Source organism: Thalassococcus arenae, assembly GCF_019104745.1.
Taxonomy (GTDB): Bacteria; Pseudomonadota; Alphaproteobacteria; order Rhodobacterales; family Rhodobacteraceae; genus Thalassococcus_B; species Thalassococcus_B arenae.
This window is the reverse complement of the sequence record NZ_JAHRWL010000001.1, coordinates 2,197,329-2,221,261: the sequence shown is the minus strand read 5'-3', so window position 1 is coordinate 2,221,261 and position 23,933 is coordinate 2,197,329. Positions and strand designations below refer to the sequence as shown.

21 protein-coding genes are annotated in these 23,933 nt (G+C 64.4%); 8 read left to right on the top strand and 13 right to left on the bottom strand.

Going from position 1 to position 23,933, the window contains the following annotated elements; genetic code table 11:
* Nucleotides 1–258: 258 nt before the first annotated feature.
* The 10 genes from KUH32_RS11095 to KUH32_RS11050 form a co-directional block, all read right to left on the bottom strand.
* Entirely contained in the window at nt 259–789 is a 531-nt protein-coding gene (locus KUH32_RS11095; protein ID WP_217778122.1) for an SRPBCC family protein, read from the bottom strand.
* Nucleotides 790–859: 70 nt separating this feature from the next.
* On the bottom strand, nt 860–1,156 hold the full coding sequence (locus KUH32_RS11090) for an HlyU family transcriptional regulator (RefSeq protein ID WP_217778121.1): 297 nt from the start codon (nt 1,154–1,156) through the stop codon (nt 860–862).
* Between the two features lie 171 nt (nt 1,157–1,327).
* Entirely contained in the window at nt 1,328–3,316 is a 1,989-nt protein-coding gene (rpoD, locus tag KUH32_RS11085; RefSeq protein WP_217778119.1) for an RNA polymerase sigma factor RpoD, read from the bottom strand.
* Between the two features lie 111 nt (nt 3,317–3,427).
* The gene (gene dnaG / locus KUH32_RS11080; RefSeq protein WP_217778117.1) at nt 3,428–5,371 is read right to left on the bottom strand and encodes a DNA primase; all 1,944 of its coding nucleotides are present in this window, start codon (nt 5,369–5,371) and stop codon (nt 3,428–3,430) included.
* Between the two features lie 149 nt (nt 5,372–5,520).
* Complete coding sequence (locus KUH32_RS11075) at nt 5,521–5,793, bottom strand: hypothetical protein (protein ID WP_217778116.1); 273 nt, start codon at nt 5,791–5,793, stop codon at nt 5,521–5,523.
* A 27-nt stretch (nt 5,794–5,820) separates the two neighbouring features.
* Entirely contained in the window at nt 5,821–6,387 is a 567-nt protein-coding gene (locus tag KUH32_RS11070) for a sarcosine oxidase subunit gamma (protein ID WP_348541106.1), read from the bottom strand.
* Nucleotides 6,380–9,316, bottom strand: coding sequence for a sarcosine oxidase subunit alpha family protein (locus KUH32_RS11065; RefSeq protein WP_217778115.1), 2,937 nt, complete (start codon nt 9,314–9,316; stop codon nt 6,380–6,382). The genes KUH32_RS11070 and KUH32_RS11065 overlap by 8 nt, the downstream gene beginning before the upstream one ends.
* A complete protein-coding gene (locus KUH32_RS11060) occupies nt 9,306–9,572 on the bottom strand; it encodes a sarcosine oxidase subunit delta (protein ID WP_217778114.1) in 267 nt (88 codons plus the stop codon). Before KUH32_RS11060 ends, KUH32_RS11065 begins: the two co-directional genes overlap by 11 nt.
* Nucleotides 9,573–9,686: 114 nt before the next feature.
* Entirely contained in the window at nt 9,687–10,940 is a 1,254-nt protein-coding gene (locus tag KUH32_RS11055) for a sarcosine oxidase subunit beta family protein (protein WP_217778113.1), read from the bottom strand.
* A 126-nt stretch (nt 10,941–11,066) separates the two neighbouring features.
* Nucleotides 11,067–12,503, bottom strand: a complete 1,437-nt coding sequence (locus KUH32_RS11050; RefSeq protein ID WP_217778112.1) for a Glu/Leu/Phe/Val family dehydrogenase — start codon at nt 12,501–12,503, stop codon at nt 11,067–11,069.
* Between the two features lie 434 nt (nt 12,504–12,937).
* On the opposite strand from KUH32_RS11050, the gene KUH32_RS11045 reads away from it, so the two are divergent.
* The 3 genes from KUH32_RS11045 to KUH32_RS11035 are packed head-to-tail and all read left to right on the top strand — an operon-like array spanning nt 12,938 to nt 15,701.
* Nucleotides 12,938–14,497 carry a Tad domain-containing protein gene (locus tag KUH32_RS11045; protein ID WP_217778110.1) on the top strand — a complete coding sequence of 520 codons (1,560 nt, stop codon included), beginning with the start codon at nt 12,938–12,940 and terminating at the stop codon, nt 14,495–14,497.
* On the top strand, nt 14,494–15,030 hold the full coding sequence (locus KUH32_RS11040) for a TadE/TadG family type IV pilus assembly protein (RefSeq protein ID WP_217778108.1): 537 nt from the start codon (nt 14,494–14,496) through the stop codon (nt 15,028–15,030). Before KUH32_RS11045 ends, KUH32_RS11040 begins: the two co-directional genes overlap by 4 nt.
* Entirely contained in the window at nt 15,030–15,701 is a 672-nt protein-coding gene (locus KUH32_RS11035; protein WP_217778106.1) for a TadE/TadG family type IV pilus assembly protein, read from the top strand. Before KUH32_RS11040 ends, KUH32_RS11035 begins: the two co-directional genes overlap by 1 nt.
* Nucleotides 15,702–15,741: 40 nt before the next feature.
* Here KUH32_RS11035 and KUH32_RS11030 read toward each other — a convergent pair whose 3' ends face one another.
* Both KUH32_RS11030 and KUH32_RS11025 read right to left on the bottom strand, forming a co-directional pair.
* The gene (locus KUH32_RS11030; RefSeq protein ID WP_217778104.1) at nt 15,742–16,230 is read right to left on the bottom strand and encodes a hypothetical protein; all 489 of its coding nucleotides are present in this window, start codon (nt 16,228–16,230) and stop codon (nt 15,742–15,744) included.
* 24 nt (nt 16,231–16,254) lie between these two features.
* Nucleotides 16,255–17,088 carry a prephenate dehydratase gene (locus KUH32_RS11025; protein ID WP_217778103.1) on the bottom strand — a complete coding sequence of 278 codons (834 nt, stop codon included), beginning with the start codon at nt 17,086–17,088 and terminating at the stop codon, nt 16,255–16,257.
* Nucleotides 17,089–17,210: 122 nt separating this feature from the next.
* On the opposite strand from KUH32_RS11025, the gene KUH32_RS11020 reads away from it, so the two are divergent.
* The 5 genes from KUH32_RS11020 to KUH32_RS11000 all read left to right on the top strand — a co-directional run bounded on the left by KUH32_RS11020 (nt 17,211) and on the right by KUH32_RS11000 (nt 23,724).
* Entirely contained in the window at nt 17,211–17,720 is a 510-nt protein-coding gene (locus KUH32_RS11020; RefSeq protein WP_217778101.1) for a c-type cytochrome, read from the top strand.
* A 202-nt stretch (nt 17,721–17,922) separates the two neighbouring features.
* Entirely contained in the window at nt 17,923–19,854 is a 1,932-nt protein-coding gene (locus KUH32_RS11015; protein ID WP_217778099.1) for an extracellular solute-binding protein, read from the top strand.
* Between the two features lie 4 nt (nt 19,855–19,858).
* The gene (locus KUH32_RS11010) at nt 19,859–20,944 is read left to right on the top strand and encodes a microcin C ABC transporter permease YejB (protein WP_217778097.1); all 1,086 of its coding nucleotides are present in this window, start codon (nt 19,859–19,861) and stop codon (nt 20,942–20,944) included.
* Between the two features lie 3 nt (nt 20,945–20,947).
* Nucleotides 20,948–22,132 (top strand): ABC transporter permease, encoded by a 1,185-nt coding sequence (locus tag KUH32_RS11005; protein WP_217778095.1) that lies wholly within the window; start codon nt 20,948–20,950, stop codon nt 22,130–22,132.
* Nucleotides 22,129–23,724, top strand: a complete 1,596-nt coding sequence (locus tag KUH32_RS11000; RefSeq protein WP_217778093.1) for an ABC transporter ATP-binding protein — start codon at nt 22,129–22,131, stop codon at nt 23,722–23,724. Before KUH32_RS11005 ends, KUH32_RS11000 begins: the two co-directional genes overlap by 4 nt.
* Here KUH32_RS11000 and KUH32_RS10995 read toward each other — a convergent pair whose 3' ends face one another.
* Nucleotides 23,725–23,862: a hypothetical protein gene (locus KUH32_RS10995; RefSeq protein WP_217778092.1), complete on the bottom strand. Its 138-nt coding sequence runs from the start codon at nt 23,860–23,862 to the stop codon at nt 23,725–23,727. It abuts the gene before it with no gap.
* Between the last annotated feature and the right edge of the window lie 71 nt (nt 23,863–23,933).

Here is a 23,933-nt window from a genome sequence, read left to right as displayed (position 1 = left end):
GCATCCGGGCACCGCGTTCCACGCGAACCGCTGTATTCGGCGTCTGGGAAACGCGCGTGGCGTTCGACTTTCACGCGACGGTCGGGCCCGGGCCTGACGGGTCCGGGCCTGGCGGGTCAAGGGCGGCGAACCGTGGTCAGGAAAGATGGGCAACGAAGGCGAAGAAGGGCGTGACGGCCGCCCTCGGTCTGTCCCATGTCGATGAGCGCCGGCGCTGTCCGGTATCGTGCCTGCACAGGCGACGCGTGCGCGCGGCGATCAGCCCTCGACCAGCGACTTGAGCCGCGACAGGCCCAGCTCGTAATCCGGCCCAACGGCGCGGTCCATCATCAGGCCCATCCACCGCCCGAACGGTCCGGCCCCCATATCGGCGTCCAGCGTCCATGTGACCGTTGTCACACCATCGGCCTCTTCGAGCACCAGGTCGGCATTGGCCGTACCCATCTCGCCGAAATCCAATGCCGTCGTGACCAGCACATTTTCCTCGAAGCCGGTGATCACCTGGTGGCCATTGCCGACATTGGGATGCTCCGACGCCCAGTCCAGCGTCGCGCCTTCGCCGGTATCGGGCCCGGAATAGGTCAGTTGCACGTCTGGATCGCGGTCCAGCCAGGGCGACCAGGCCGCCATCGCCTTGAGCCCGGCGACATGCGGAAACACCTGTTCGACGCCTGCGTCGATTCTGATCGAGCGTTCGATGGTCACCTGCCGCGGCAACAGCATTCCGACGATGGCGAAAATCGCGATCAGCCCCGCCAGCGTGCCCAAGGTCCACTTCAGGAACTTCATCCGCTTCTCCCTTTTTTGCTCAGTTTACGCGCTTTGACCGAAAACGGGAGAGGTCATGACCAGAACTCGCTCATCGCCGGTCGGGTCCATCGAATAGGCGCGGTCCCAGTTGGTCGATCATCTGCCGCGCCTTGGCCAGTGTGGCCGTTACTGCCTCGTCGCGGTCGCGGACCAGATCGGCCCGGATCATGTGATGGCGCTTGGCCTCGCCATCGATCTCTGCCTCGATCCATGCGGCCAGACGGAACTGACCGTCCACCGGGATCGGATCAGGGGTGATGCGGAATCCGGCATGGTCGACCGGCGCGGCGACGGGTTGTTTCGCGGCGCCACCGCCGCCGCCAAAAAGACGAGAAAGCAGAGACATGTCGATATCCTTTGGCTTGTCTATGCCCAGTCTAGCAACAAGGCGCTCGGCTCGATAGGCCGGCGCCCGGGCACCGGAATTGAAAAGCCGGGCTGTGCGAAAGCCCGGCTCTTGTGTCGGCATCTGTTTGTTCGCGGTTCAGTCTGCGTCGACCGGCAAACCGACCGGCCCTCACTGGTCCAGGAACGACCGCAGCTTGCGGCTGCGCGACGGGTGCTTGAGCTTGCGCAGCGCCTTGGCTTCGATCTGGCGGATGCGTTCGCGTGTGACGCTGAACTGCTGGCCGACCTCTTCCAGCGTGTGATCGGTGTTCATGCCGATGCCGAACCGCATCCGCAGTACCCGCTCCTCGCGAGGGGTGAGCGAGGACAGAACCCGCGTCGTGGTTTCTTTCAGGTTCTCCTGAATGGCCGAATCGAGGGGCAGAACCGCGTTCTTGTCCTCGATGAAATCGCCCAGCTGGCTGTCTTCCTCGTCGCCGATGGGCGTCTCGAGGCTGATCGGCTCCTTGGCGATCTTCATCACCTTGCGGACCTTTTCCAGCGGCATCTGCAGCTTTTCGGCCAGCTCCTCCGGCGTCGGCTCGCGGCCGATCTCGTGCAGCATCTGACGGCCGGTGCGCACCAGCTTGTTGATGGTCTCGATCATGTGCACCGGGATACGGATCGTTCGGGCCTGGTCGGCGATCGACCGTGTGATCGCCTGCCGGATCCACCAGGTCGCATAGGTCGAAAACTTGTAGCCCCGGCGATACTCGAACTTGTCCACGGCCTTCATCAGGCCGATATTGCCTTCCTGGATCAGGTCCAGGAATTGCAGGCCGCGGTTGGTGTATTTCTTGGCGATCGAGATGACGAGCCGCAGGTTCGCCTCGACCATTTCCTTCTTGGCCTGCCGGGCTTCCTTCTCGCCCTTCTGGACCTGGTTCACGATGCGGCGGAATTCCGAGATATCCAGACCGACATACTGACCCACCTGCGCCATGTCGGCGCGCAGCCCTTCGACCTTGTCGGTCGAACGCTCGATGAACATCTGCCAGCCACGGCCCGATTTCTCGGCCATGCGTTCGAGCCAGTTCGGATCGAGTTCGTGGCCCCGGTATTCGTCGACGAATTCGCGCCGGTTGATACGGGCCTGGTCGGCCAGTTTCACCATCGCGCTGTCGATCGACATGATGCGCTTGTTGATGCCGTAAAGCTGGTCGATCAGCGCCTCGATCCGGTTGTTGTGCAGGTGCAGTTCATTGACCAGTTCGACGATCTCTCCACGCAGCTTCTGATAGCGCTCCTCGTCGCCGTCGGTAAAGCTGTCGTCCTCGTTCAGCGTCGCCGAGATCCGGCTGTCCTGCATCTCGGCCAGTTCTTCGTAGTCTCGCGCGATGCGGTCCAGCGTTTCGAGAACCTTCGGCTTGAGCGCCGCCTCCATCGCCGCAAGCGACATGTTGGCCTGCTCGTCCTCGTCCTCGTCGTCATCCTTGGCGATGGGATTGCCATCGGCATCCAGTTCGGGTTCGTCGCTGGATTGCGACTTGGAATCGTCACCGGACCCGGCGTCGACCACCGGTTCGTCGATATCGCCATCCTCGCCCAGTTGCCCCGAAAAGGTCGTCTCGAGATCGATGACATCGCGCAGCAGGATGTCCTCGTTCAGCAGTTCCTCGCGCCAGATCGTGATCGCCTGGAAGGTCAGCGGGCTTTCGCACAGGCCCGCGATCATCGTGTTGCGCCCGGCCTCGATCCGCTTGGCGATGGCGATCTCGCCCTCGCGGCTGAGCAGCTCGACCGACCCCATCTCGCGCAGATACATCCGCACGGGGTCGTCTGTGCGATCCAGCTTTTCCTGGCCGGTCGACGCCAGGGTTACGTCGCCGCCCTTCTTGGTCTCGACCAGGTCGGTCGACCCCTTGTTGTCGTCGTCGTCACCTTCCTCGTCGTCCTCGGTGACCTGGATGCCCATCTCGGACAACATCGACATGACATCCTCGATCTGGTCGGAACTGACCTGATCGGGCGGCAAGACCTCGTTCAGCTGATCGTAGGTGATGTAGCCGCGCTCGCGCGCCTCGGCGATCATCTTCTTGACCGCCGCCTGGCTCATGTCGAGGCTCACCTCGTCGTCGTTGTCTTCGGTCTTGTCGTCGTCGGTGTCCTTGGGTGCCATGCAACGCTCCTGATCGAAGGCGGGTGATTCGCTAGGGCGAATCATTAGCGCGATTCGGCGTCACGCACACCCGCCCGGGCGGTTTTTGTTGGTCTTTTTCGGCGAATCGCGTCAGCGACGCCGCGTCTTGTCGAACTTGATCTGTCCCAGCAGCGTGTCCAGCGCGCTGCGCTCTTCCCGGTCCATATGCGCCCCGTTGGGGCCAATCTCGTAATCCGTCTCGGCCTCGTCCTGCCGGCGGCCGGCACTGTTTCTGGCCTGTGCCGCCTGTGCCAGCCGCCAGGTCAGCGCCTCGTCGGCAACCCCCTGCAAGTCGGCTTCGGCTTCGGCCAGTTCGGTTTGCCAGCCCTGCCAGGCCGACAGTTTGGCCAGTTCCTCGGCCACCGTCAGTCGCGCCAATTCGACCTCGCCCGGCTTGCGCAGGCAGGGTATCACAGCGACATGGCGTGCCGACAAAAGGGTTTCAAGGGTCTCGCGCCCCAGAGTTTCCCGAACCGCATCGCGCACCGCATCGGATGGCGCGCCGACATGGCGCAGAAGCGTGTCGCGCAGCCGAGCCAACGTTCCGTCCGCGCAATCCATGGCTTCGAGTTGCGACTCGAATTCCGGCAGGATCTCCGGAGCCGCGAACATCGCCGCCAGGATTACCGTCTCGCGCAATCGCCGCTCGGCGATCTCTCCCTCGGCGACCAGAGCCGACGCCTTGGTGCCCGCAACCGGCGCCATCTCATCGGCCCGCCTCGACCCGCGGCCCTTGCCCGCAGGCCGCGCCGAGCGAAACAAGTGCCAGCGCAGTTCCTTGAGCTCTTCGCCGTAGTGATGCCGCAGCGACGGGTCCTTGATCACCCCCACACGCTGACGGATCGCCTTGTCCAGCGCGGCCTTGCGTTCCGGGCTGTCGAATACCTTGCCTTCGGTCTCCTGGCGCCACAACAACTTCGCCATCGGCAGCGCCGCATCCAGAACCCGCTGCATGCCCGCCGCGCCCTCGGCACGGATCAGGTCGTCGGGGTCCTTGCCCTCGGGCATCAGCGCAAAGCGCAGCGACTTGCCCGCTTCCAAAAGCGGCAGGGCCAGGTCGACGACCCGATAGGCCGCCCGCAGCCCGGCCTTGTCGCCGTCCAGAGCGACGACCGGTTCATCCGCCATCCGCCATAGCAACTGCAACTGGGTCTCGGTCACCGCCGTGCCCAGCGGTGCGACCGCGGCGCCGAAGCCCGCTTCGCTCAGCGCGATGACGTCCATGTATCCCTCGGCCAGGATCAGCGGCCGGCCCTTGCCCGCCGCCTCTCGCGCCGCCGCGATATTGTAAAGCGTGCGCCCCTTGTCGAACAGCTCGGTCTCGGGCGAGTTCAGGTATTTTGCCTTGTCGCCCGGGTCCATCGCCCGTCCGCCAAAGGCGATCGCCCGTCCGCGCACGTCGCGGATCGGGAACAGGATGCGGTCGCGAAACACGTCATAGGGCGCCCGGCCCTTGTCGGACGCCTTGGCCAGACCCGCCGCGATCAACTGGTCGTCCGGCACCCCCTTGCCGCGCAAATGGTCGCCGAGGGTCTGCCAGCCCGGCGGCGCGAAGCCGATCTCGAACCGCTCGAGCGCACCCGCATCCAGGCCGCGTCGCTCCAGGTAGGCGCGCGCCTCCGCGGCCGCGGATGTCCGCAATTGCAATCGGTAGAACTGTACCGCCTGCTCCATCACCTCTGACAGGACGGCCCGCCGATCGGCCTTTTGCTGCGCGCGCGGATCGCGTTCGGGCATCGGCATGCCCGCCTCGGCCGCCAGGATCTCCACCGCTTCCATGAACCCGACATTCTCGGTCTCGCGAACAAAGGAAATCGCGTCGCCCTTGGCGTGACAGCCAAAGCAATAATAATACCCCTTCCGGTCATCGACATGGAAAGACGCCGTCTTTTCCTGGTGGAACGGGCACGGGGCCCACATGTCTCCGCGGCCCTGGTTGGACTTGCGCATGTCCCACAGCACCTTGCGCCCCGCCACCTGCGCCATCGAGGTGCGGCCGCGCAATTCGTCAAGGAAACCGGGAGGCAAGCTCATCCGCTCAATATCGGGGCACGCAGCGGGATTCGCCAGCCCCGCCTGCTTCTTCTCTTTGAGAAATACGCCATTTCCGCAGGCCCCGCCCCAAGCGGGGCCGAGATACCCTGCGCGCGGGCTTGCCCGCGCACCTTCGAATCACTCCCGCCCTAAAGCGCTTCGCACTGGGCTTTCCAGCTTTCGCCCACGGCATCCGTCAATTGCTCGGGCGGCAGGGCATAGATCCATTCGGCCAGCGCGTCGCCCGCCGTGCGGCCCAGTTCCTCGCGCAGGGCGCGCCGTGTCTTGCGCATCGGCTCGCCGGTCGCGCGGCTTTCGACCGCTTGCATCACCAGCGCGGCCTGCGCATCGCAATCGGTCTGCTGCGCGCTTGCCGTCGAGGCGACCAGCACAAACGCCGCGACCCATGCCGGTGTATTCATAGCCGTCTCCCGTTCTACGGCGCCGCCTTATCCTGACCGATCCGCGATGTCACGCCGCATCGCAACGCCACTCATCGCCGCCGTCACATCCTGAACCAGCGTACCGGCCAGCGAACGGAAAGCGAAGATCTCGAACGCATCCGCCGTACTGCGCCGGATCAGCACGTTCAGATTTTGCAACGAAGCGCGCAGCACATGGCCGCGCTTGAAAACCTCCGCGGAAAGATCCACCGGCACCAGCCGCGCAAGCACCGCTTCGGCATCGGCACCCGTCAACGCCACGCCGACCCAGCCATCCGTGACATCGGTCACCGCGCCCACTTCGCTCAGCGACGCATCGGGCTCGGGACCCATCAGGAAAGCCTGGTCCCGCCCTGCCCAAAGACAGCGAGCGCCCGCCTTTCCGGTGGCGCGGTTGGGTTGCGGGAACGCCATCCCGTGCGCGGCCTGCAACCGGTCGGAAAACACCCCGACGCGCCCGGGATACGGCGCCAGAACCGAAATACGACCCGGATCCACCGCCTCCAGCCGCGCCCTGCCAGCTTCGAACGGCAAGGCCGTGCCAAGGGGGAAGACCGCTATCAACTCAGCCACGCAACCGCCCTCCCTCGGGATCGAAGGCCACCGGATCGGTCACCTCGCAAAGCGCCTCGATCCCGCGCAGATGATCGACCATCCGCACCGTCTGCCCATGCCGGGCCCGGCCATCGCGCAGGAAGGCCAGCGCCCGCATCTCGCCCAGGGTCGGCGAAAAACCGACGCTGGTCACATATCCCTGGTCGTTCTCCCGCATCGCCGGCGCCTCGGCCTCGAACAGGTGCGCCCCGGCGGTCAGTTGTTTGACCGCGCCCGCCGGACGCAGGCCCACCAGCTGTTCGCGCGCCGGTCCCGACAGGCCGGGTCGCGCCGCCATCGCCTTGCCGATGCAATCCTTTTTCTCCGACACCATCCGCGCAAAGCCGATATCGTCGGCGGTGGTGCGGCCATGGATCTCGGCATGGGTGATGTGGCCCTTCTCGATCCGCAGCACGTTCAGCGCCTCCATGCCATAGGCACCGCCGCCCATCGCCTCGGCCCGGGCCACCAGGATGCGGAACAGGCTGTCGCCGTAGCGGGCGGGTATCGCGATCTCGTAGGCATGTTCGCCCGAGAACGAGATACGGAACAGACGCCCCGCCACACCCATGACCGACACGGCGCCACAGGCCATGTAGGGGAAACCCGCGTTGTCGATCGGCCGGTCCAGCACGCCGTTCAGCAAGTCGCGGGATTTCGGTCCGGCGACCGCGAATTGCGCCCAGTGATCTGTGACCGATACGAAGCGCACCGCCATCTTCGCGCAGAACGCCTGCTGCACCCAATCGAGGTGCCGCATCACCAATCCTGCCGCCGCGGTCGTCGTGGTCATCAGCCAGCGGTCGTCATCCAGCCGCGCACAGGTGCCGTCATCCATGACATGCCCGTCCTCGCGCAGCATCAGCCCATAGCGCACCCGTCCCGGCTTCAGCGTGCTGAACGTGTTGGCATAAACGACATCCAGAAATGCCCCGACATCCGGCCCCTGCAAGGCGATCTTGCCCAGGGTCGACACGTCGCAGATGCCCACCGCCTCGCGCACCATCTTGACCTCCCGGTCGCAGCTTTGCCGCCAGGTCGTTTCACCCGGGCGCGGGAAATAGGACGGACGGTACCACAGCCCCGCCTCGATCATCGGCGCGCCCTTGTCGATGCTCGCGGCATGCGACGGCGTCAGCCTTTCCGGAGCGAAGCCGTGGCCCTGTGCCCCCGCTCCCATCGCGGCGATGGCCACCGGCGTGTAGGGCGGGCGGAAGGTGGTGGTGCCGGTCTCGGGAATGTCGCGGCCCGTTGCATCGGCAAGGATCGCCAGCGCGGTGACATTGGAATTCTTGCCCTGGTCGGTCGCCATGCCCTGGGTGGTGTAGCGCTTCATGTGCTCGACCGAGCGGAAGTTTTCCCGTGCCGCCTGCGTCACGTCCTTGACGGTGACGTCGTTCTGGTAATCCAGCCAGGCGCGGCCCTTGCCCGGCACGGCCCAGAGGCGCTGGATGCGGTAGGGTGCGTCCTCGGCCTCGGGGATTGCCGGCGCCTCTGTCTTGAACCCGAGAGCCGTTGCGGCGGCGGCCCCGGCCTCGGCACCGCCCCGAAGGCAGGCGGCGGTTAAAAAGTCGCCCCGCGCCGCGCCGGCGACGGACATGCCCGGAACGGCATCGGGTGTCGGCAGGAAAGCAAGATGTTCTTCAGACCATTGCGGACGCCCATTCATGTGGCAGGTCAGGTGGACGGACGGGTTCCATCCACCGGATACGCCAAGGCAATCGGTGGCGATGCGCTCTTGCCGGCCATCGCCGTGGCGCAACGTGATCGCCTCGACCCCGCCGCGCCCGCCATGGGCCGCCGAAACGACCGCACCGGTATGGACCGGGCAATCCACTTGCGGTGTCACGTCGTGGCGGCAGTCGATCAACCCGGCCACATGCACGCCGGCCTCGAGCAGGTCGCGCGCCGTGCGGTGGGCGTCGTCGGTATTCCCGAAGACCGTGACCGCCTTGCCCGCACCGACCCCCCATCGGTTCAGGTAGGCGCGCACAGCGCCGGCCTGCATGACCCCCGGCAAGTCGTTGTTTTGAAAAGCGACCGTCCGCTCGATGCTGCCCGCGCACAAGACCGCCCGCCTGGCAACGATACGCCAGAAGCATTCGCGGGGCAGCCCGTCCCGCCGCGGCAGGTGGTGGCCGACGCGTTCGAGCGCGCCATAGGTGCCCTGGTCATAGGCGCCGGTCACGGTGGTGCGGATCATCAGCCGTACGTTGTCCATCCGGCCAAGCTGCTCGGCCTTTTCCGCCGCCCAGAGATGCCCGTCCATCCCGTCGACGATTTCGTTTTCCACAAGAAGACGACCGCCCAAGGCATTGTCTTCTGTGCATAAAATGACTTGCGCACCGGACAGGGCCGCCGCCTCTGCCGCCATCAGACCGGCGGGTCCTGCCCCGATCACCAGCACGTCGCAGAAGGCGAACGCCTTTTCGTAGATGTCGGTGTCGGACTGCCCCGACAGCGCACCCAGCCCGGCGGCGCGGCGGATGAAAGGCTCGTAGACCCTTTCCCAGAAGGCGCGCGGCCACATGAAGGTCTTGTAATAGAACCCCGCCCCAAGAAACGGCGCCAACAGGTTGTTGACGCTCAGCAAATCCCAGTCGAGCGTCGGCCACCGGTTCTGGCTGCGTGCCTCGAGACCGTCAAAAAGCTCCTGCATGGTCGCGCGGACGTTCGGATCGGATGCCGCGCCACGGCCGATGGTGACCAGCGCGTTGGGCTCCTCGGAGCCGGCGCTGAACACGCCGCGCGGGCGGTGATACTTGAACGATCGTCCCGTCAGTCGGATGTCGTTGGCCAGCAGGGCCGAGGCCAACGTGTCGCCGGGATGTCCGAACAATGCCCTTCCATCCCATTGAAACGCAATGGTTTTGCTTCGGTCGATGCGCCCCGCGGCATCAATCCGCATGAAACTGCTCCAGCGTTTTCGCGCCAAAGACCTCGTGCGTGACGGTATCGCGTTCGACCACCAGCCAGGCGCCGCAGCCGGCTTCGTGGTGCCACAGGTCGCGGGTGCGGCCGGCGGGGTTGTCGCGCAGGTGCAGGTAGGCGTCCCAGACCGCGGCGCCGGCATCGGGCGCGGGGCGATCCAGCATCGACGCCGCGCCCTTGTAGTAGAATTCTCGACGGTCGCGGGTGCCGCAGATCGGGCAGGGAATGCGCATCAGATCTGCCCCTTTCCGGCCCGGCATGCGGTCGCGAACCGGACATCGGCAACAGCAATCCGTCCTGAATCGACCGATTTCGGTACAAAACCCGATCTGTCCACAGAACGCTCCTCAGTGCAGGTTGTGTTGCGCACCGGTGCCCTCCTCGTCCATCAGCCCGACACCGGTGCGGAACCGGTCGAGGCGGTAGCGCGCGGCGCTGTCATGCGGGCGGTCCTGGGCGATGAGATGGGCAAAGGCGAAACCCGATCCCGGCACCGCCTTGAAGCCGCCGTAGCACCAGCCGCAATCCAGGTAGAGCCCGTCCACGCCGGTCTTGTCGATGATCGGCGAGCCGTCGGGCGTCATGTCCATGATCCCGCCCCAGCTGCGCAGGACACGGGCCTTGCCGATCATCGGCATCAGGGTCATCGCCGCTTCCATCACGTGTTCGGTCATCGGCAGATTGCCGCGCGCGGCATAGGAGGCGTAGAAATCCAGGTCGCCGCCGAAGACCAGCCCGCCCTTGTCGGACTGGCTGATATAGAAATGCCCCATGCCGAAGCTGACCACGTGGTCGATGCAGGGTTTCAGCCCCTCGCTGACGAAGGCCTGCAGGATGTGGGATTCGATCGGCAGGCGCATTCCGGCCATCGCCGCCACCTGCCCCGACCGGCCGGCGACGACGATGCCGACTTTCTTCGCCCGGATCGCGCCGCGCGTGGTCTGCACGCCGGTGACGCGGCCGTTCTGGATGTCGATGCCCGTCACCTCGCAATTCTGGATCAGGTCGACGCCGCGCCGGTCGGCACCGCGGGCATAGCCCCAGGCCACCGCGTCGTGGCGCGCGGTGCCGCCGCGGGGATGCAGCAGCCCGCCGTAGATCGGAAAGCGGGTGTTGTCGAAATCGAGATAGGGCAGATGTTTGCGCACGCCGTCGCGGTCCAGCAGGATCGCGTCGTCGCCCTGGTTGATCATCGCGTTGCCGCGCCGGACGAAGGCATCGCGCTGGCCGTCGGAATGGAACAGGTTGATCAGCCCGCGCTGCGAATGCATGACGTTGTAGTTGAGATCGGCCTCGAGCCCTTCCCAGAGCTTGAGGGAATGGGAATAGAATTCGGAATTGCCGGGCAGGAAATAGTTGGCGCGCACGATCGTCGTGTTGCGCCCCACATTGCCACCACCGAGATAGCCCTTTTCCAGCACGGCGACATTGGTCAGGCCGTGCTCCTTGGCCAGGTAATAGGCGGTGGACAGGCCATGCCCGCCACCGCCGATGATGACGATGTCATATTCGGATTTCGGCGCCGGATCGCGCCAGTGCGGCCCCCAGCCCTTGTTACCGGTCAGCCCTTCCCTGAATATCCGCCAACCGGAAAACCGCATCTTGCCCCCTTGGTCCGTTCCCGCCGGATCGAACCAGCTTTGACCGCAGGGTGCAACGGGGCAGGCCACCCTGCCCCGCCGGTTTTCGACATTTGCGCGCCTCGGGGCGACCCGGGGCGCGGCCGGTCACAATCCCTTGGCGCGATAGCTCTTGGCGACCCGTTCGATGGCGACGATGTAGGATGCCGTGCGCAGGTCATCGACATCGTCGCGCGCGTGCCAGGTTTCGCGCATCGACTGGTAGGCGCCGCGCATCGTGTCGTCGAGACCCGAGCGCACCAGCTCGATTTCGTCGGCGCCGCGCAGGTATTTCTTCTTGAAGTCCGGCGTCATCGACCAGGCATCGCCCAGATAGCGGTCGAGCCGTTCCAGTTCGTCGACGACAAGCTGGTGGCGCGCTTCTTCCTGGCGGCGCTGCAGACGGCCGAACCGGATATGAGACAGGTTCTTGACCCATTCGAAATAGGACACCGTCACGCCGCCCGCATTGGCATACATGTCGGGAATGATGACGACCCCCTTGTTGCGCAGGATGTCGTCGGCGCCCGCGGTGACAGGACCGTTCGCGGCCTCGATGATGAGCGAAGCCTTGATCCGGTGGGCGTTCGACAGGTTGATCACCCCCTCCAGAGCGGCGGGGATGAGGATGTCGCAGTCTTCTTCCAGCACGTCGGCCCCCTTGGCCGAATGCGCGGCGTCGGGAAAGCCGGTCACGCCGCCATGCTTGACCAGCCAGTCATGCACCGCCTGCACGTTCAGCCCGTCCGGGTTGAACAGCGCGCCGTCGCGCTCGATGATCCCGGTCACGATGCAGCCGTCTTCTTCGCTGAGGAACTTGGCGGCGTGATAGCCCACATTGCCCAGGCCCTGGATGATGACGCGCTTGCCGTCGAGCGTGCCCGAAAGCTTGGCCTTGGCGATATCCTCGGGGTGGCGGAAGAATTCGCGCAGGGCGTATTGCACACCGCGGCCTGTCGCCTCGACCCGGCCCTGGATGCCGCCGGCATGGACCGGTTTGCCGGTGACGCAGGCATTGGCGTTGATGTCGGTGGTGTTCATCCGGCGATACTGGTCGGCCATCCAGGCCATTTCGCGTTCGCCGGTGCCCATGTCGGGGGCGGGCACGTTCTGGGCCGGGTTGATCAGGTCGCGCTTGGCCAGTTCATAGGTGAAACGGCGGGTGATCCGTTCCAGTTCCTCTTCGTCGTAGTCGCGCGGGTCCAGGCACAGCCCGCCCTTGGAGCCACCGAACGGGGTTTCGACCAGAGCGCATTTGTAGGTCATCAGCGCGGCCAGCGCCTCGACCTCGTCCTGGTTCACGGACGAGGCATAGCGGATGCCGCCCTTGACCGGTTCCATGTGTTCGGAATGGACCGAGCGGTAGCCCGTGAAGGTCTTGATCTGTCCGCGCAGCCGAACGCCGAACCGCACCGTGTAGGTGGCGTTGCACACCCGGATCTTTTCCTCGAGCCCCGGCGGCAGGTCCATCAGCGCCACCGCGCGGTTGAACATCAGGTCGACGGACTGGCGAAACGACGGTTCGTTGGACGGGGTAAGGGACATGTGATCCTCCGCTGTGGGGGCCCTGCTGACTGGTGATTATTTTTTGCGCAGAACCTTAACGCCACGATAACCATAGCCGGTTTATGACCCCAACCGGTTTTTCCGTTTATTCCTGAGACCGAATCCGGACCCAAACCGGACGCACCGTCGCGGTGTGGGAAACAGTCAGCCCCCAGCACGCCGATTGTCCACCAAACCACTGAAAAATATAAAAATTTCGGACATCAACAGCCCAATTTTGGCCATCATCCCCCGGCATAAAGACACTGTCTAAAAGTGCGTCTTGCGCCGAAAACCGGGCTAACCCGGAAGGAAGGGTCGTGATGAAAAATGAGTTCAAATTGCGTACGGATCTCCCTGGATCCGCGCGCCGGGTACTAGCCAGGGCGCGCAACAGCGTTTGCGGACGCTTCTGGAAAGACGAAACGGGAAGCTTGTCGTATTTCGGCGTGGTCGGTGCGCTGGCCATGGTGGTCTTCGGCGGCATCGGCGTCGACATGATGTATGCCGAGGTCAAGCGGACCAAGCTGCAGAACACGCTTGACCGCGCGGTTCTGGCCGCTGCCGACCTGGATCAGACCATCGATCCGCAGGTCGTCGTGACCGATTACTTCGACAAGATGCAGCTTGATGATGCCCTGGGCAACATCGAGGTGACCGAAGGCATCGGCCTGCGCCGGGTGACCGCGGACGGGTCGGTGAACATGCCGGCGGCCGTGCTGCAGATGCTGGGCGAGGATTTCCTGCGCGCCGAGGGTGTTTCGACCGCCCAGGAAGGTATCGGCAACATCGAGATCTCGTTGGTGCTGGATATCTCCGGCTCGATGAGCAGCAACTCGAAGATCGACAACCTCAAGGTCGCGGCCAAGGAATTCGTGGACACGGTGATCCGTGACGACGATGCCGGCCTGACCACGGTGTCGATCGTGCCCTACAACGCCACGGTGAACATGGGTTCGACGCTCAAGAACTACTACACCATGAGCGACGAGCACGACTATTCGTCCTGCGCGATCTTCCCCGACTCGGCCTTCCAGTCGACCGGGATCGACCGCAACACCGAACTGGACAAGCTGAGCCATTTCGACCGCTGGACCACCAACCGGCACACCACCGAGATCCCCAGCCCGTGGTGCGCCGCCAGCGACTACGGCAAGATCATGGTTCACTCGGCCGACAAGACGGCGTTGAAGAACCACATCGACTCGCTCGATGCGTTCGGCAACACCGCGATCGACCTGGGCATGAAGTGGGGCACCGCCCTGCTGGATCCCGGCACGCAATCGGTGGTCAACGACATGATCGGCGACGGTCATATCGTCCCCGCCGCATCGGGCCGCCCCTATGCCTTCGACGAGGACATGGTGCTCAAGATCGTCGTTCTGATGACCGACGGCAAGAACACCACCCAGTACGACATCAAGGACGAGTACAAGACCGGTCTGTCGCCGATCTTCCTGGACGACCGGAACGACAGCGATCCGTCGAACGACCGGTCGTCGATCCGCGTCAAGGATCAGCCGGGCGACAACAACGATGTCTATTACTGGCCGGCCTATCGCGGCGGTTCGTGGAACGACAAGTATGACGACGATCCGCATACCTACAGCTCGAACAGCAACCTGCGTCAGCTGACCTGGGAAGAGGTGTTCGCCCGCTGGGGGACCCGCGCCGCCGCCTTCCGGTTCTACCAGGAGCCGTATTATGACGGATGGTCGAGCTACAGCCAGTATGCCGGTCTGTACTATGCCGGCGATGACGACCTGATCGACGGACCGGAAGCCGACGCGCGGCTGTCCACGGTCTGCCAGAAGGCGCGCCAGGCGGGGATCACCGTCTTCGCCATCGGCTTCGAGGCGCCCCAGGAAGGCCAGGACGCCATGCGCGACTGCGCTTCGTCTCCCGCCCACTACTTCCCGGTGGAAGGCATCGAGATCGCCGACGCGTTCACCTCGATCGCCCGCACCATCAACCGTCTGAGGCTGACCCAATGACCTGGAACCTGAAAAACCGCCTGCGCCGGTTCGGCGCGGAAGAAGACGGCACCTCGACGATCGCGTTCGCGCTGTGGGTTCCGCTCTTTGCCCTGACCATCATCTCGACGATGGAAATGGGTGCCCTGTCGATGCGCCACACGGCGCTGGAACGCGGGCTCGACTCGGTGGTGCGCGATGTCCGGTTGAACACCGGCACCGAGCACACCCACGACACGCTGAAGGCCGCGATCTGCGACGCCGCGCCCATCCTGACGGATTGTGCCAGCACGCTGCGGCTGGAGATGATCCCGCTGGACCTGCGCAACTGGACCGGCCCGCAGCCGTCTGCCGACTGCTACGACGCCGCCCATCCGGTTCGTCCCCTGCGGACTTTCCACAACGGTGGGGACAATGAACTGATGCTGCTGCGGGCGTGCTACAAGTACAACCCGATCGCGCCCACCAGCATGCTCGCCAACTCGCTGCCCGTCGACGCGCACGGCTATACCGGCCTCGTCGCCTTCGCAGCCTTCGTGCAGGAGCCGATCTGATGCCGAGCCTGATCAAGAACCGCCTGGCGCGCTTTGCGCGCGCCGACGACGGCAACATCACCATCGAAGCGGTCATCATCTTCCCGCTTCTCATCCTGCTCTTCTGTGCAAGCTGGGTCTATTTCGACGTGATGCGCCAGCAGAGCGTCAACCAGAAGGCCAACTACACCATCGGCGACGCGCTGTCGCGCGAGACCGACAAGGTGGACGAGACCTATATCGACAATGCCTACAACCTGCTTCTGCACCTGACCAAGTCGCAATCGCCGGCAACCGACCTGCGGATCACCGTGGTGACCTACCGGAACCGCGGCAACAGCGGCAACGGCGAATACAAGATCGTCTGGTCGCGTGCCCGGGGCGACTTTGCCGAGCTGACCAATGCCGACCTGGCCAACATGACCGACCGTCTGCCGATCATGGCGTCGGGTGACCAGATGATCCTGGTGGAGACGCGCGACTGGTACGATCCGATCTTCGACGCCGGACTGGCCGCCTTCGACATCAAGACCTATTCGTTCACCCGCCCGCGTTTCGCACCTCAGGTGATCTTCCTGGGCGAAAACGACCGGGTCCGCGAAGACAACGGCTGGGGCAATGGCGACGACGAGGCACCGGGCAACTCGCTGTGCCACAACAATGCCGAGAACCAGACGGATTGCGCATCCTGATCTGAACGACCAAGACGAGAGAGAGCCGAGGCAGGCGGGATCAGTTCGGTCCCGCCTGTTTCCGTTCCTGCACCTTGTGGGTCAGGATATCGGCCACCGGGCGGGTCTTGCCGCCCGAGGTCACGCCGCCGATCGCCACCCGCTTGCCCATCCGCCACCAAAGCCCAGGTCGCCAGGCCCGCGCCTGGGGCGATTTCATCAGCAGGGTGAACCCGTTCGACGGCTTCATCGCGAACATGCCGCGGTCGACCTTTTCGATCTCGTCGATGCGGGCCAGGACGGTGCCGGCGCTGTCGCGCAACTCGTCCTCGGTCAGGATGATCTCGAGCGCGGTGGCGCGCCACATCACCTGCGCGGCGGCCAGCGCGGCGATGCCCAGCACCAGCAACAGCGCGACGGCCGCCGCCGGCATGGCGCCGGTAGTCAAAGCCAGCCAGATCAGCAGGACGCCCAGCCCGACCAGCGCGCCCACGCCCAGCAGGCGCCGTCCCGGCGACGCGCCGATGGTTGCAAGAATGCGTTCCGTCATCGCGGCCCCCGTTCGCCCCGCCCGTCAGTCGCGCCGCGGATCGCGCGGGTAGACGCCGAGGATTTCCAGCATGTCTGTGAAGTAATCCAGTTCCTCGAGCGCCCGGCGCACCGGCGGATCGTCGGGATGACCTTCGATATCGGCGTAGAACTGCGTGGCGGTGAACGACCCGCCGACCATGTAGCTTTCCAGCTTGGTCATGTTGACGCCATTGGTCGCGAAACCGCCCATCGCCTTGTAGAGCGCGGCGGGAATGTTGCGGACCTGAAAGACGAAGGTGGTCATCATGCCGTGTTCGCCGCGCGGGCTGTGATCAGCCTTGCGGCCCATGATGAGGAACCGCGTGGTGTTGTGGGCGTGGTCCTCGATATGGCGGGCCAGGATATGCAGCCCGTTCAGCTCCGCCGCCAGGTCCGAGGCCAGCGCGCCAACGTCGCGCAGGCCGTGTCGCGCGATCTCGGCCGCGGCCCCGGCGCTGTCGGCGGCGGCTTCGCCGCGGATGCCGTATTGCTTGAGAAAGCTGCGCGCCTGCGGCAGCAGAACCAGGTGCGCACGCACGGTCCTGAGATCCTCGATCTGAACGCCGGGCAAGGCCATCAGGCTGATATGGACGCGCACGAACGCCTCGTCGACGATCCGCAGGCCGGATTCGGGCAGCAGGCGGTGGATGTCGGCGACGCGGCCATAGGTCGAGTTTTCCACCGGCAGCATCGCCAGTTCGGCATCGCCGCCCCGCACCGCGTTGATGACATCCTCGAAGGTGCGGCAGGGCAGCGTTTCCATGTCGGGACGCGCCTCGCGGCAGGCCTGATCGGAATAGGCGCCCGGTTCTCCCTGGAAGGCGATGCGTCTGGTCATGGAAGGCGATCCCAAGATTTCCGCGGGGTGCGGGCGTTTGGTCGCGCCTTCTATACCTTGCCTCGGGTGAAGGGAAGCAATAGATACGCGCCGGAAACAGGATCATTGAAGATGGACGTGCGATGCTGGACACGATGACATTCACCAAGGTGCTGGGCGGCGTGTGCGGCTCGCTTCTGGTCTTTCTGCTGGGCAAATGGGCGGCGGAATCGCTGTATCACGTCGGCGGAGGCCATGGCGACGAAGTGGCGGCCTACGTGATCGAGACCGGCGAATCCGAAGCTGCCGAGCCCGAGGAAGAGGTGGATTTCGCGACGCTGCTGGCCTCGGCCGATGCCGGCGCGGGCGAAAAGGTGTTCGGCAAGTGCCGCGCCTGCCACAAGGTTGAAGCCGGCGCCAACGCCACCGGCCCCTACCTGCACGGCGTCGTCGGCCGCCAGATCGGCGCGGTCGATGGCTTCAACTATTCCGGTGCGCTGCCGGAAAGCGAGGCATGGACCCCGGAGAACCTCAACGCCTTCCTGGAAAACCCCAAGGGCTGGGCGCCGGGCACCTCGATGGCCTTCAACGGCCTGGCCAAGCCGGAAGACCGCGCAAACCTGATCGTCTATCTGGACGCGCTGGACGGCTGACCCGCCGCAACACCGCGAAACACGTCAAGCCGCGCACCCGAAAGGGTCGCGGCTTTTCACTTTTGCGGGACCAAGCCGAGATAATCGCGGCGGAACGGCCGCCGATCCCGCCCGCTCACACATTCTCAACTTGAATGTGGTCAATCGCGCGCCCTACTTTATCTGGAAAAGCGTAAAAACCCCGCGCACGAAGGGAAGGCCGATGTCCGAACAACCGCCGAAGAACCATCCGACCCGCCGCGACACGCTGGTTTTGCTGGGCGCCGCCGCCGCAACCGGCCTGGGCGGCATACCGCGCCCGGGCTGGGCGGGCTCGCATGGCGCGGAGCTGGTCCGCGCCCATGGATATTCCTTCTATGGCGATCTTGCCTATCCGGAAGGGTTCGAACACTTTTCCTACGTGAACCCGGACGCGCCCAAGGGCGGACAGATCACCCTGTCGAACCGCGGCACCTTCGACGGCTTCAACCGATGGGCCAGCAAGGGCCGGCCCGAATCCAGTTCGGGCTGCGTCGCCGAGGCGATGTTCACCGACAGCCTGTTCGAGGGTGTGGTCCCCGGTGACAGCATCACCGACGCCTATTGCCTGATCGCCGAGGCGGTCGAATACCCCAAGAACAAGACCGAATGCATCTTTCACATGCGCAAGGAGGCGCGGTTTTCCAACGGAGAGCCGATCACCGCGCATGACGCGCTGTTCACCCACAACCTGTTTCTGGAACAGGGAATCCGGTCATATGCGCGCGCGGTCAAGGAACGGATCAGCGGCGCCGAGGTGATCGACGACCACACCATGCGCTACACCTTCGTCGACGGCATTCCGCGCCGGTCGCTGGTCAGCCAGGTCGGCGGCACACCGATCTTTTCCAAGGCCTGGTACGAGGAAACCGGCGAACGGCTGGACGAACCCAGCCTGCTGTCGCCGATGGCCAGCGGCCCCTACGTGGTCGGCGATTACGAGATCAACCGCTACGTGGTCTACGAACGCAACCCCGATTACTGGGGCTGGCACCTGCCGGTGAACAAGGGCCGCCATAACTTTGACCGCATCCGCATCGAGTATTTCGCCGAAGAGGCCGCGGAGTTCGAGGCGTTCAAGGCAGGCATCTACAATTTCCGCGTCGAAGGCTCGACCAAGCGTTGGGCGACCGGTTACGACTTTCCGGCCCTGGACAAGGGCTGGGTCAAGAAACAGGTCATCCCCGACGGCAACCCACCCAATTCGGCCGGCGTCATCTTCAACACCGTCAAGGCGCCGCTGGACAACCGCACGGTGCGCGAGGCGCTGCAACTGGCCTTCAACTTCGAATGGACGCGCGACTCGTTGCAATACGGGTTGACGTCGCAGATCACGTCCTTCGTCGAGGGCAGCGAGATCGCCGCGATGGGACCGCCCGAGGGCAAGGAAAAGGAACTTCTGGAAAGCCTGGGCGACCTGGTTCCGGCCGAGATGATGACCGAAGACGCGGTCGTGCCTCACACCTCCGACCCAGGCAGCACGGTCGACCGGCGCAACAAGCGGCGCGCCCTGCGGTTGCTGGCCGATGCGGGCTGGAACGTCGCCGACGACGGCAAGCTGCGCAACGCGGCGGGCGAGGTGATGACGCTGCAATTCATGCTGTCGTCGTCGACTTCCGACACGGTCGAGGCGCTGGTGACGACCTATGTCGGCACGCTGAACGATTACGGCATCGATGCGTCGGTGGAAAAGATCGACACCGCGCAGTTCACCTCGCGCTATCTCGACAAGGATTACCAGCTGATCTACTCGAACTACTTCCCGTTCCTGCAGGCAGGCACCGGCCTGCGGCAGATGTACGGGTCGGAGACCGCGGCGGTGTCGTCCTACAATCGCGCGACGCTGCAAAGCCCGCTGGTCGACGCGATCATCACCAAGGCGCTGGACACCACCAACCGCGAGGACGAGATCGCGGCGCTGCGCGCGCTGGACCGCGCCTTACGCTATGAACGCGTCGTCGCCCTGGGCGGCTATGTCGCCGAAAACTGGATCGCGGCCTATGACATCTTCGAGCATCCCGAGAACCTGCCACCCTATCAGGTGGGCTATCTCGATTTCTGGTGGTTCAACCAGGAGAAATACGAGGCGCTCAAGGCTGCCGGTGCGCTGAGGTAAATCGGTGGGCGCCTATATCCTCAGACGTCTGCTGCTGGTGATCCCGACCCTTCTGGGGATCATGATCATCAACTTTTCGCTGGTGCAGTTCGTGCCCGGCGGCCCGATCGAACAGATCATCGCCCAGATGCAGGGCGAAGGTGACGTCTTTTCGGGTTTTGCCGGTGGCGGCAACGACCTGGGCGAGGAGACCTTTGGTTCGGACAGCGGCTATATCGGCGCGCGGGGATTGCCCAAGGAATTCATCGAGGAGCTGGAAAAGGAATTCGGGTTCGACAAGCCGCCGCTCGAGCGGTTCCTGAACATGATGTGGAACTACATGCGGCTGGATTTCGGCGAAAGCTATTTCCGGTCGATCGGGGTGATCGACCTGGTGATGGAAAAGATGCCGGTCTCGATCTCGCTGGGGCTGTGGTCGACGATGATCGCCTACCTGGTGTCGATCCCGCTGGGCATCCGCAAGGCGGTGCGCGACGGGTCGTCCTTTGACACCTGGACATCCGGGGTCATCATCGTGGCCTACGCGATCCCGGGTTTCCTGTTCGCGATCCTGCTGCTGGTGCTGTTCGCGGGCGGGTCGTATTACCAGATCTTCCCCCTGCGCGGGCTGACGTCGGACAACTGGGAAGACCTGACGCTGCTGGGTAAGATCGGCGATTACTTCTGGCATATCACGCTGCCGGTGTTGGCCTCGACCATTTCGGCCTTTGCCACGCTGACGCTGCTGACCAAGAATTCGTTCCTGGACGAGATCAAGAAGCAATACGTGATGACCGCCCGCGCCAAGGGGCTCAAGGAAAGCCGCGTGCTGTATGGCCACGTGTTCCGCAACGCGATGCTGATCGTGATCGCGGGCTTTCCGGCGGTTTTCATCGGTGTCTTCTTTACCGGGTCGATCATCATCGAGACGATCTTTTCGCTGGACGGGCTGGGGCGGCTGGGGTTCGAGGCCACGGTGGCGCGCGATTACCCGGTGATCTTCGGCACGCTGTTCATCTTCGGCCTGATGGGGCTGGTCGTGGGCATCCTGTCGGATCTGATGTACGTGTTCGTCGATCCCCGGATCGACTTCGAGCGGCGGGAGGGCTGAGCGATGGTCGCGCAACCCGAACCCGTCCGGCCCGAACCGGCCCCCGCCAAGCCGGTCATCCCCGAGCCGAAGCGCGGCTGGTTCACCCTGTCGCCGCTGAACAAGCGGCGCTGGAACAATTTCCGCAAGAACCGCCGCGCCTTCTGGTCGCTGTGGATCTTCTGCATCCTGTTCGGGCTGTCGCTGTTCGCCGAGTTCATCGCCAACGAAAAGCCGATCATGGTGAATTACCGCGGCGAGTTCTACACGCCGATTTTCAATTTCTACCCCGAGACGGCCTTTGGCGGCGACTTTCGGACCGAGGCCGCCTATCGCGACCCGGAGGTCAAATGCCTGATCCGCACCGGCGGGCTGGAGGAATGCTTTGACGATCCCGAAGGTCTGATCGAGCAGGTCGACCAGGGCATGGTTCTGGAGGGAGATTTCCAGAAGGGCTGGATGCTCTGGCCCGTCATTCCCTATAGCTACAACACGCCGGTCGACCGGCCCGGAGCGGCCCCGCTGCCGCCCAACGACCAGAACTGGCTGGGCACCGACGACACCAAGCGCGACGTGGTGGCGCGGGTGATCTACGGATTTCGGCTGTCGATCGTGTTCACCCTGATCGTCACCGTCTGCGCGTCGGTCATCGGGATCATCGCGGGTGCCGTGCAGGGCTATTTCGGCGGCTGGCTGGACCTCATCTTTCAGCGCATCATCGAGATCTGGGGCGCCACGCCGTCGCTTTACGTCATCATCATCCTGTTCGCGATCCTGGGGCGAAGTTTCTGGCTGCTCGTGTTCCTGACGATCCTGTTCGGCTGGACGGCTCTGGTGGGCGTGGTCCGGGCGGAGTTCCTGCGCGCGCGCAACCTGGAATACGTCCGCGCGGCCAAGGCGCTTGGCGTCAGCAACTGGAAGATCATGTTCCGCCACATGCTGCCCAACGCCATGGTGGCGACGCTGACCATGCTGCCCTTCATCGTCACCGGCACCATCGCCACGCTGGCGTCGCTTGATTTCCTGGGCTTTGGCCTGCCATCGTCGGCGCCGTCGCTGGGCGAGCTGACCCTGCAGGCCAAGCAGAACCTGCAGGCCCCCTGGCTGGCCTTCACGGCGTTCACCGTGTTCGCGGTGATGCTGTCGCTGCTGGTCTTCATCTTCGAAGGGGTGCGCGACGCGTTCGATCCCAGAAAGACGTTTTCATGACCGAAACGGTTCTGACGGTAACGGACCTGCGCGTCGATTTCCGCCAGGACGGCGCGGTGACCCATGCGGTGCGCGGCGTGTCCTTCGATGTCGCCAAGGGCGAAACCGTGGCGCTGGTGGGCGAGTCGGGCTCCGGCAAGTCGGTGACCGCTCTCAGCACCGTGTCGTTGCTGGGCAGTTCGGCCGAGATTTCGGGATCGGTCACCTATCTTGGGCAAGAGATGATCGGCGCCGAAGAGCGGCTGCTGCGGCAGGTGCGCGGCAACGATATCAGCTTTATCTTCCAGGAGCCGATGACCTCGCTCAACCCGCTGCACACGCTGGAAAAGCAGATCCGCGAAAGCCTGGAGATACACCAGGGTCTGACCGGCCAGGCGGCGCGCGACCGCATCGTCGAACTGCTGACCAGGGTCGGCATCCGCGATGCCGAAAGCCGCCTGGGCGCCTATCCGCACCAGTTGTCCGGCGGCCAGCGCCAGCGCGTGATGATCGCGATGGCGCTGGCCAACAAGCCCGAATTGCTGATCGCGGACGAACCGACCACTGCGCTGGACGTCACCATCCAGGCGCAGATCCTGGAACTGCTGGCCGAGCTGAAGCAATCCGAGGACATGAGCCTGCTGTTCATCACCCACGACCTGGGCATCGTGCGCAAGTTCGCCGACCGGGTCTGCGTGATGAAGGATGGCGAGATCGTCGAACAGGGCGTCACCCGCGACATCTTTGCCAACCCGCAGCATCCCTATACCCGGATGCTGCTGGCAGCCGAAAGCACCGGCACCCCCGACCCGGTTCGGGAGGGCGCCGAGGAAATCGCCCGGACGGACAATCTCAAGATCTGGTTCCCGATCCAGCGCGGCTTGCTGAAGCGCACCGTGGGCTACGTCAAGGCGGTGAACGACGCATCGATCGCGGTCCGATCCGGTGAAACCATCGGCATCGTGGGCGAAAGCGGGTCGGGCAAGACGACGCTGGCACTGGCGATCATGCGGCTGATCGCGTCCGAGGGCGGGATCACCTATCGCGGCAAGGATGTGCGCGGCTGGTCCACGCGGGAATTGCGGCGCCTGCGGTCCGAGATGCAGATCGTCTTTCAGGACCCGTTCGGCAGCCTGTCGCCCCGCATGACCTGCGAACAGATCATCGCCGAAGGGCTGGAGGTGCACGGCGCGCCCGACGGCCGGTCGCATCGCGACCTTGTGACCGAGGTGATGGCCGAGGTCGGGCTAAATCCGGCGACGATGCACCGCTATCCGCACGAATTTTCCGGCGGCCAGCGCCAGCGCATCGCCATCGCCCGCGCCATGGTTCTGCGCCCGCGTCTGCTGGTTCTGGACGAACCCACCAGCGCGCTGGACATGACGGTGCAGGTGCAGATCGTGAACCTGCTGCGCAACCTGCAACGCAAGCACGATCTGGCCTATCTGTTCATCAGCCACGATCTCAAGGTGATCCGCGCGATGAGCCACAAGGTCATCGTGATGAAGCAGGGCGATGTCGTAGAATACGGCACCGCCCGGCAGATTTTCGATGCGCCGCAGACCGACTATACGCGGACCCTGCTGGCGGCGGCCTTCGACCTGGCCGGGTGATCAGCGCCGCCGGCCCGGCGGATCGCGGAACAGCAGCATGTCCTCGCGCCAATAGCCCTGCGAAGGCGGCGTCCAGCGGTCATGGCGCAGTTGCATCCGGCTGGCGGTGAAAAGCGACTTTGCAAGAATTCCGAACATCACGATTTCCCTTTCGATGGCGATTTCCTTCAACCATCATGCGCTGTGACGTGATAATTCCAAAGACAGCG

What these genes read in the sequence shown, in the direction of transcription:
- KUH32_RS11095 (WP_217778122.1), bottom strand. Translation starts at nt 789, where the DNA reads ATGAAGTTCCTGAAGTGGACCTTGGGCACGCTGGCGGGGCTGATCGCG.
- KUH32_RS11090 (WP_217778121.1), bottom strand. Translation starts at nt 1,156, where the DNA reads ATGTCTCTGCTTTCTCGTCTTTTTGGCGGCGGCGGTGGCGCCGCGAAA.
- rpoD (WP_217778119.1), bottom strand. Translation starts at nt 3,316, where the DNA reads ATGGCACCCAAGGACACCGACGACGACAAGACCGAAGACAACGACGAC.
- dnaG (WP_217778117.1), bottom strand. Translation starts at nt 5,371, where the DNA reads ATGAGCTTGCCTCCCGGTTTCCTTGACGAATTGCGCGGCCGCACCTCG.
- KUH32_RS11075 (WP_217778116.1), bottom strand. Translation starts at nt 5,793, where the DNA reads ATGAATACACCGGCATGGGTCGCGGCGTTTGTGCTGGTCGCCTCGACG.
- KUH32_RS11065 (WP_217778115.1), bottom strand. Translation starts at nt 9,316, where the DNA reads ATGCGGATTGATGCCGCGGGGCGCATCGACCGAAGCAAAACCATTGCG.
- KUH32_RS11060 (WP_217778114.1), bottom strand. Translation starts at nt 9,572, where the DNA reads ATGCGCATTCCCTGCCCGATCTGCGGCACCCGCGACCGTCGAGAATTC.
- KUH32_RS11055 (WP_217778113.1), bottom strand. Translation starts at nt 10,940, where the DNA reads ATGCGGTTTTCCGGTTGGCGGATATTCAGGGAAGGGCTGACCGGTAAC.
- KUH32_RS11050 (WP_217778112.1), bottom strand. Translation starts at nt 12,503, where the DNA reads ATGTCCCTTACCCCGTCCAACGAACCGTCGTTTCGCCAGTCCGTCGAC.
- KUH32_RS11040 (WP_217778108.1), top strand. Translation starts at nt 14,494, where the DNA reads ATGACCTGGAACCTGAAAAACCGCCTGCGCCGGTTCGGCGCGGAAGAA.
- KUH32_RS11035 (WP_217778106.1), top strand. Translation starts at nt 15,030, where the DNA reads ATGCCGAGCCTGATCAAGAACCGCCTGGCGCGCTTTGCGCGCGCCGAC.
- KUH32_RS11030 (WP_217778104.1), bottom strand. Translation starts at nt 16,230, where the DNA reads ATGACGGAACGCATTCTTGCAACCATCGGCGCGTCGCCGGGACGGCGC.
- KUH32_RS11025 (WP_217778103.1), bottom strand. Translation starts at nt 17,088, where the DNA reads ATGACCAGACGCATCGCCTTCCAGGGAGAACCGGGCGCCTATTCCGAT.
- KUH32_RS11020 (WP_217778101.1), top strand. Translation starts at nt 17,211, where the DNA reads ATGCTGGACACGATGACATTCACCAAGGTGCTGGGCGGCGTGTGCGGC.
- KUH32_RS11015 (WP_217778099.1), top strand. Translation starts at nt 17,923, where the DNA reads ATGTCCGAACAACCGCCGAAGAACCATCCGACCCGCCGCGACACGCTG.
- KUH32_RS11005 (WP_217778095.1), top strand. Translation starts at nt 20,948, where the DNA reads ATGGTCGCGCAACCCGAACCCGTCCGGCCCGAACCGGCCCCCGCCAAG.
- KUH32_RS11000 (WP_217778093.1), top strand. Translation starts at nt 22,129, where the DNA reads ATGACCGAAACGGTTCTGACGGTAACGGACCTGCGCGTCGATTTCCGC.
- KUH32_RS10995 (WP_217778092.1), bottom strand. Translation starts at nt 23,862, where the DNA reads ATGTTCGGAATTCTTGCAAAGTCGCTTTTCACCGCCAGCCGGATGCAA.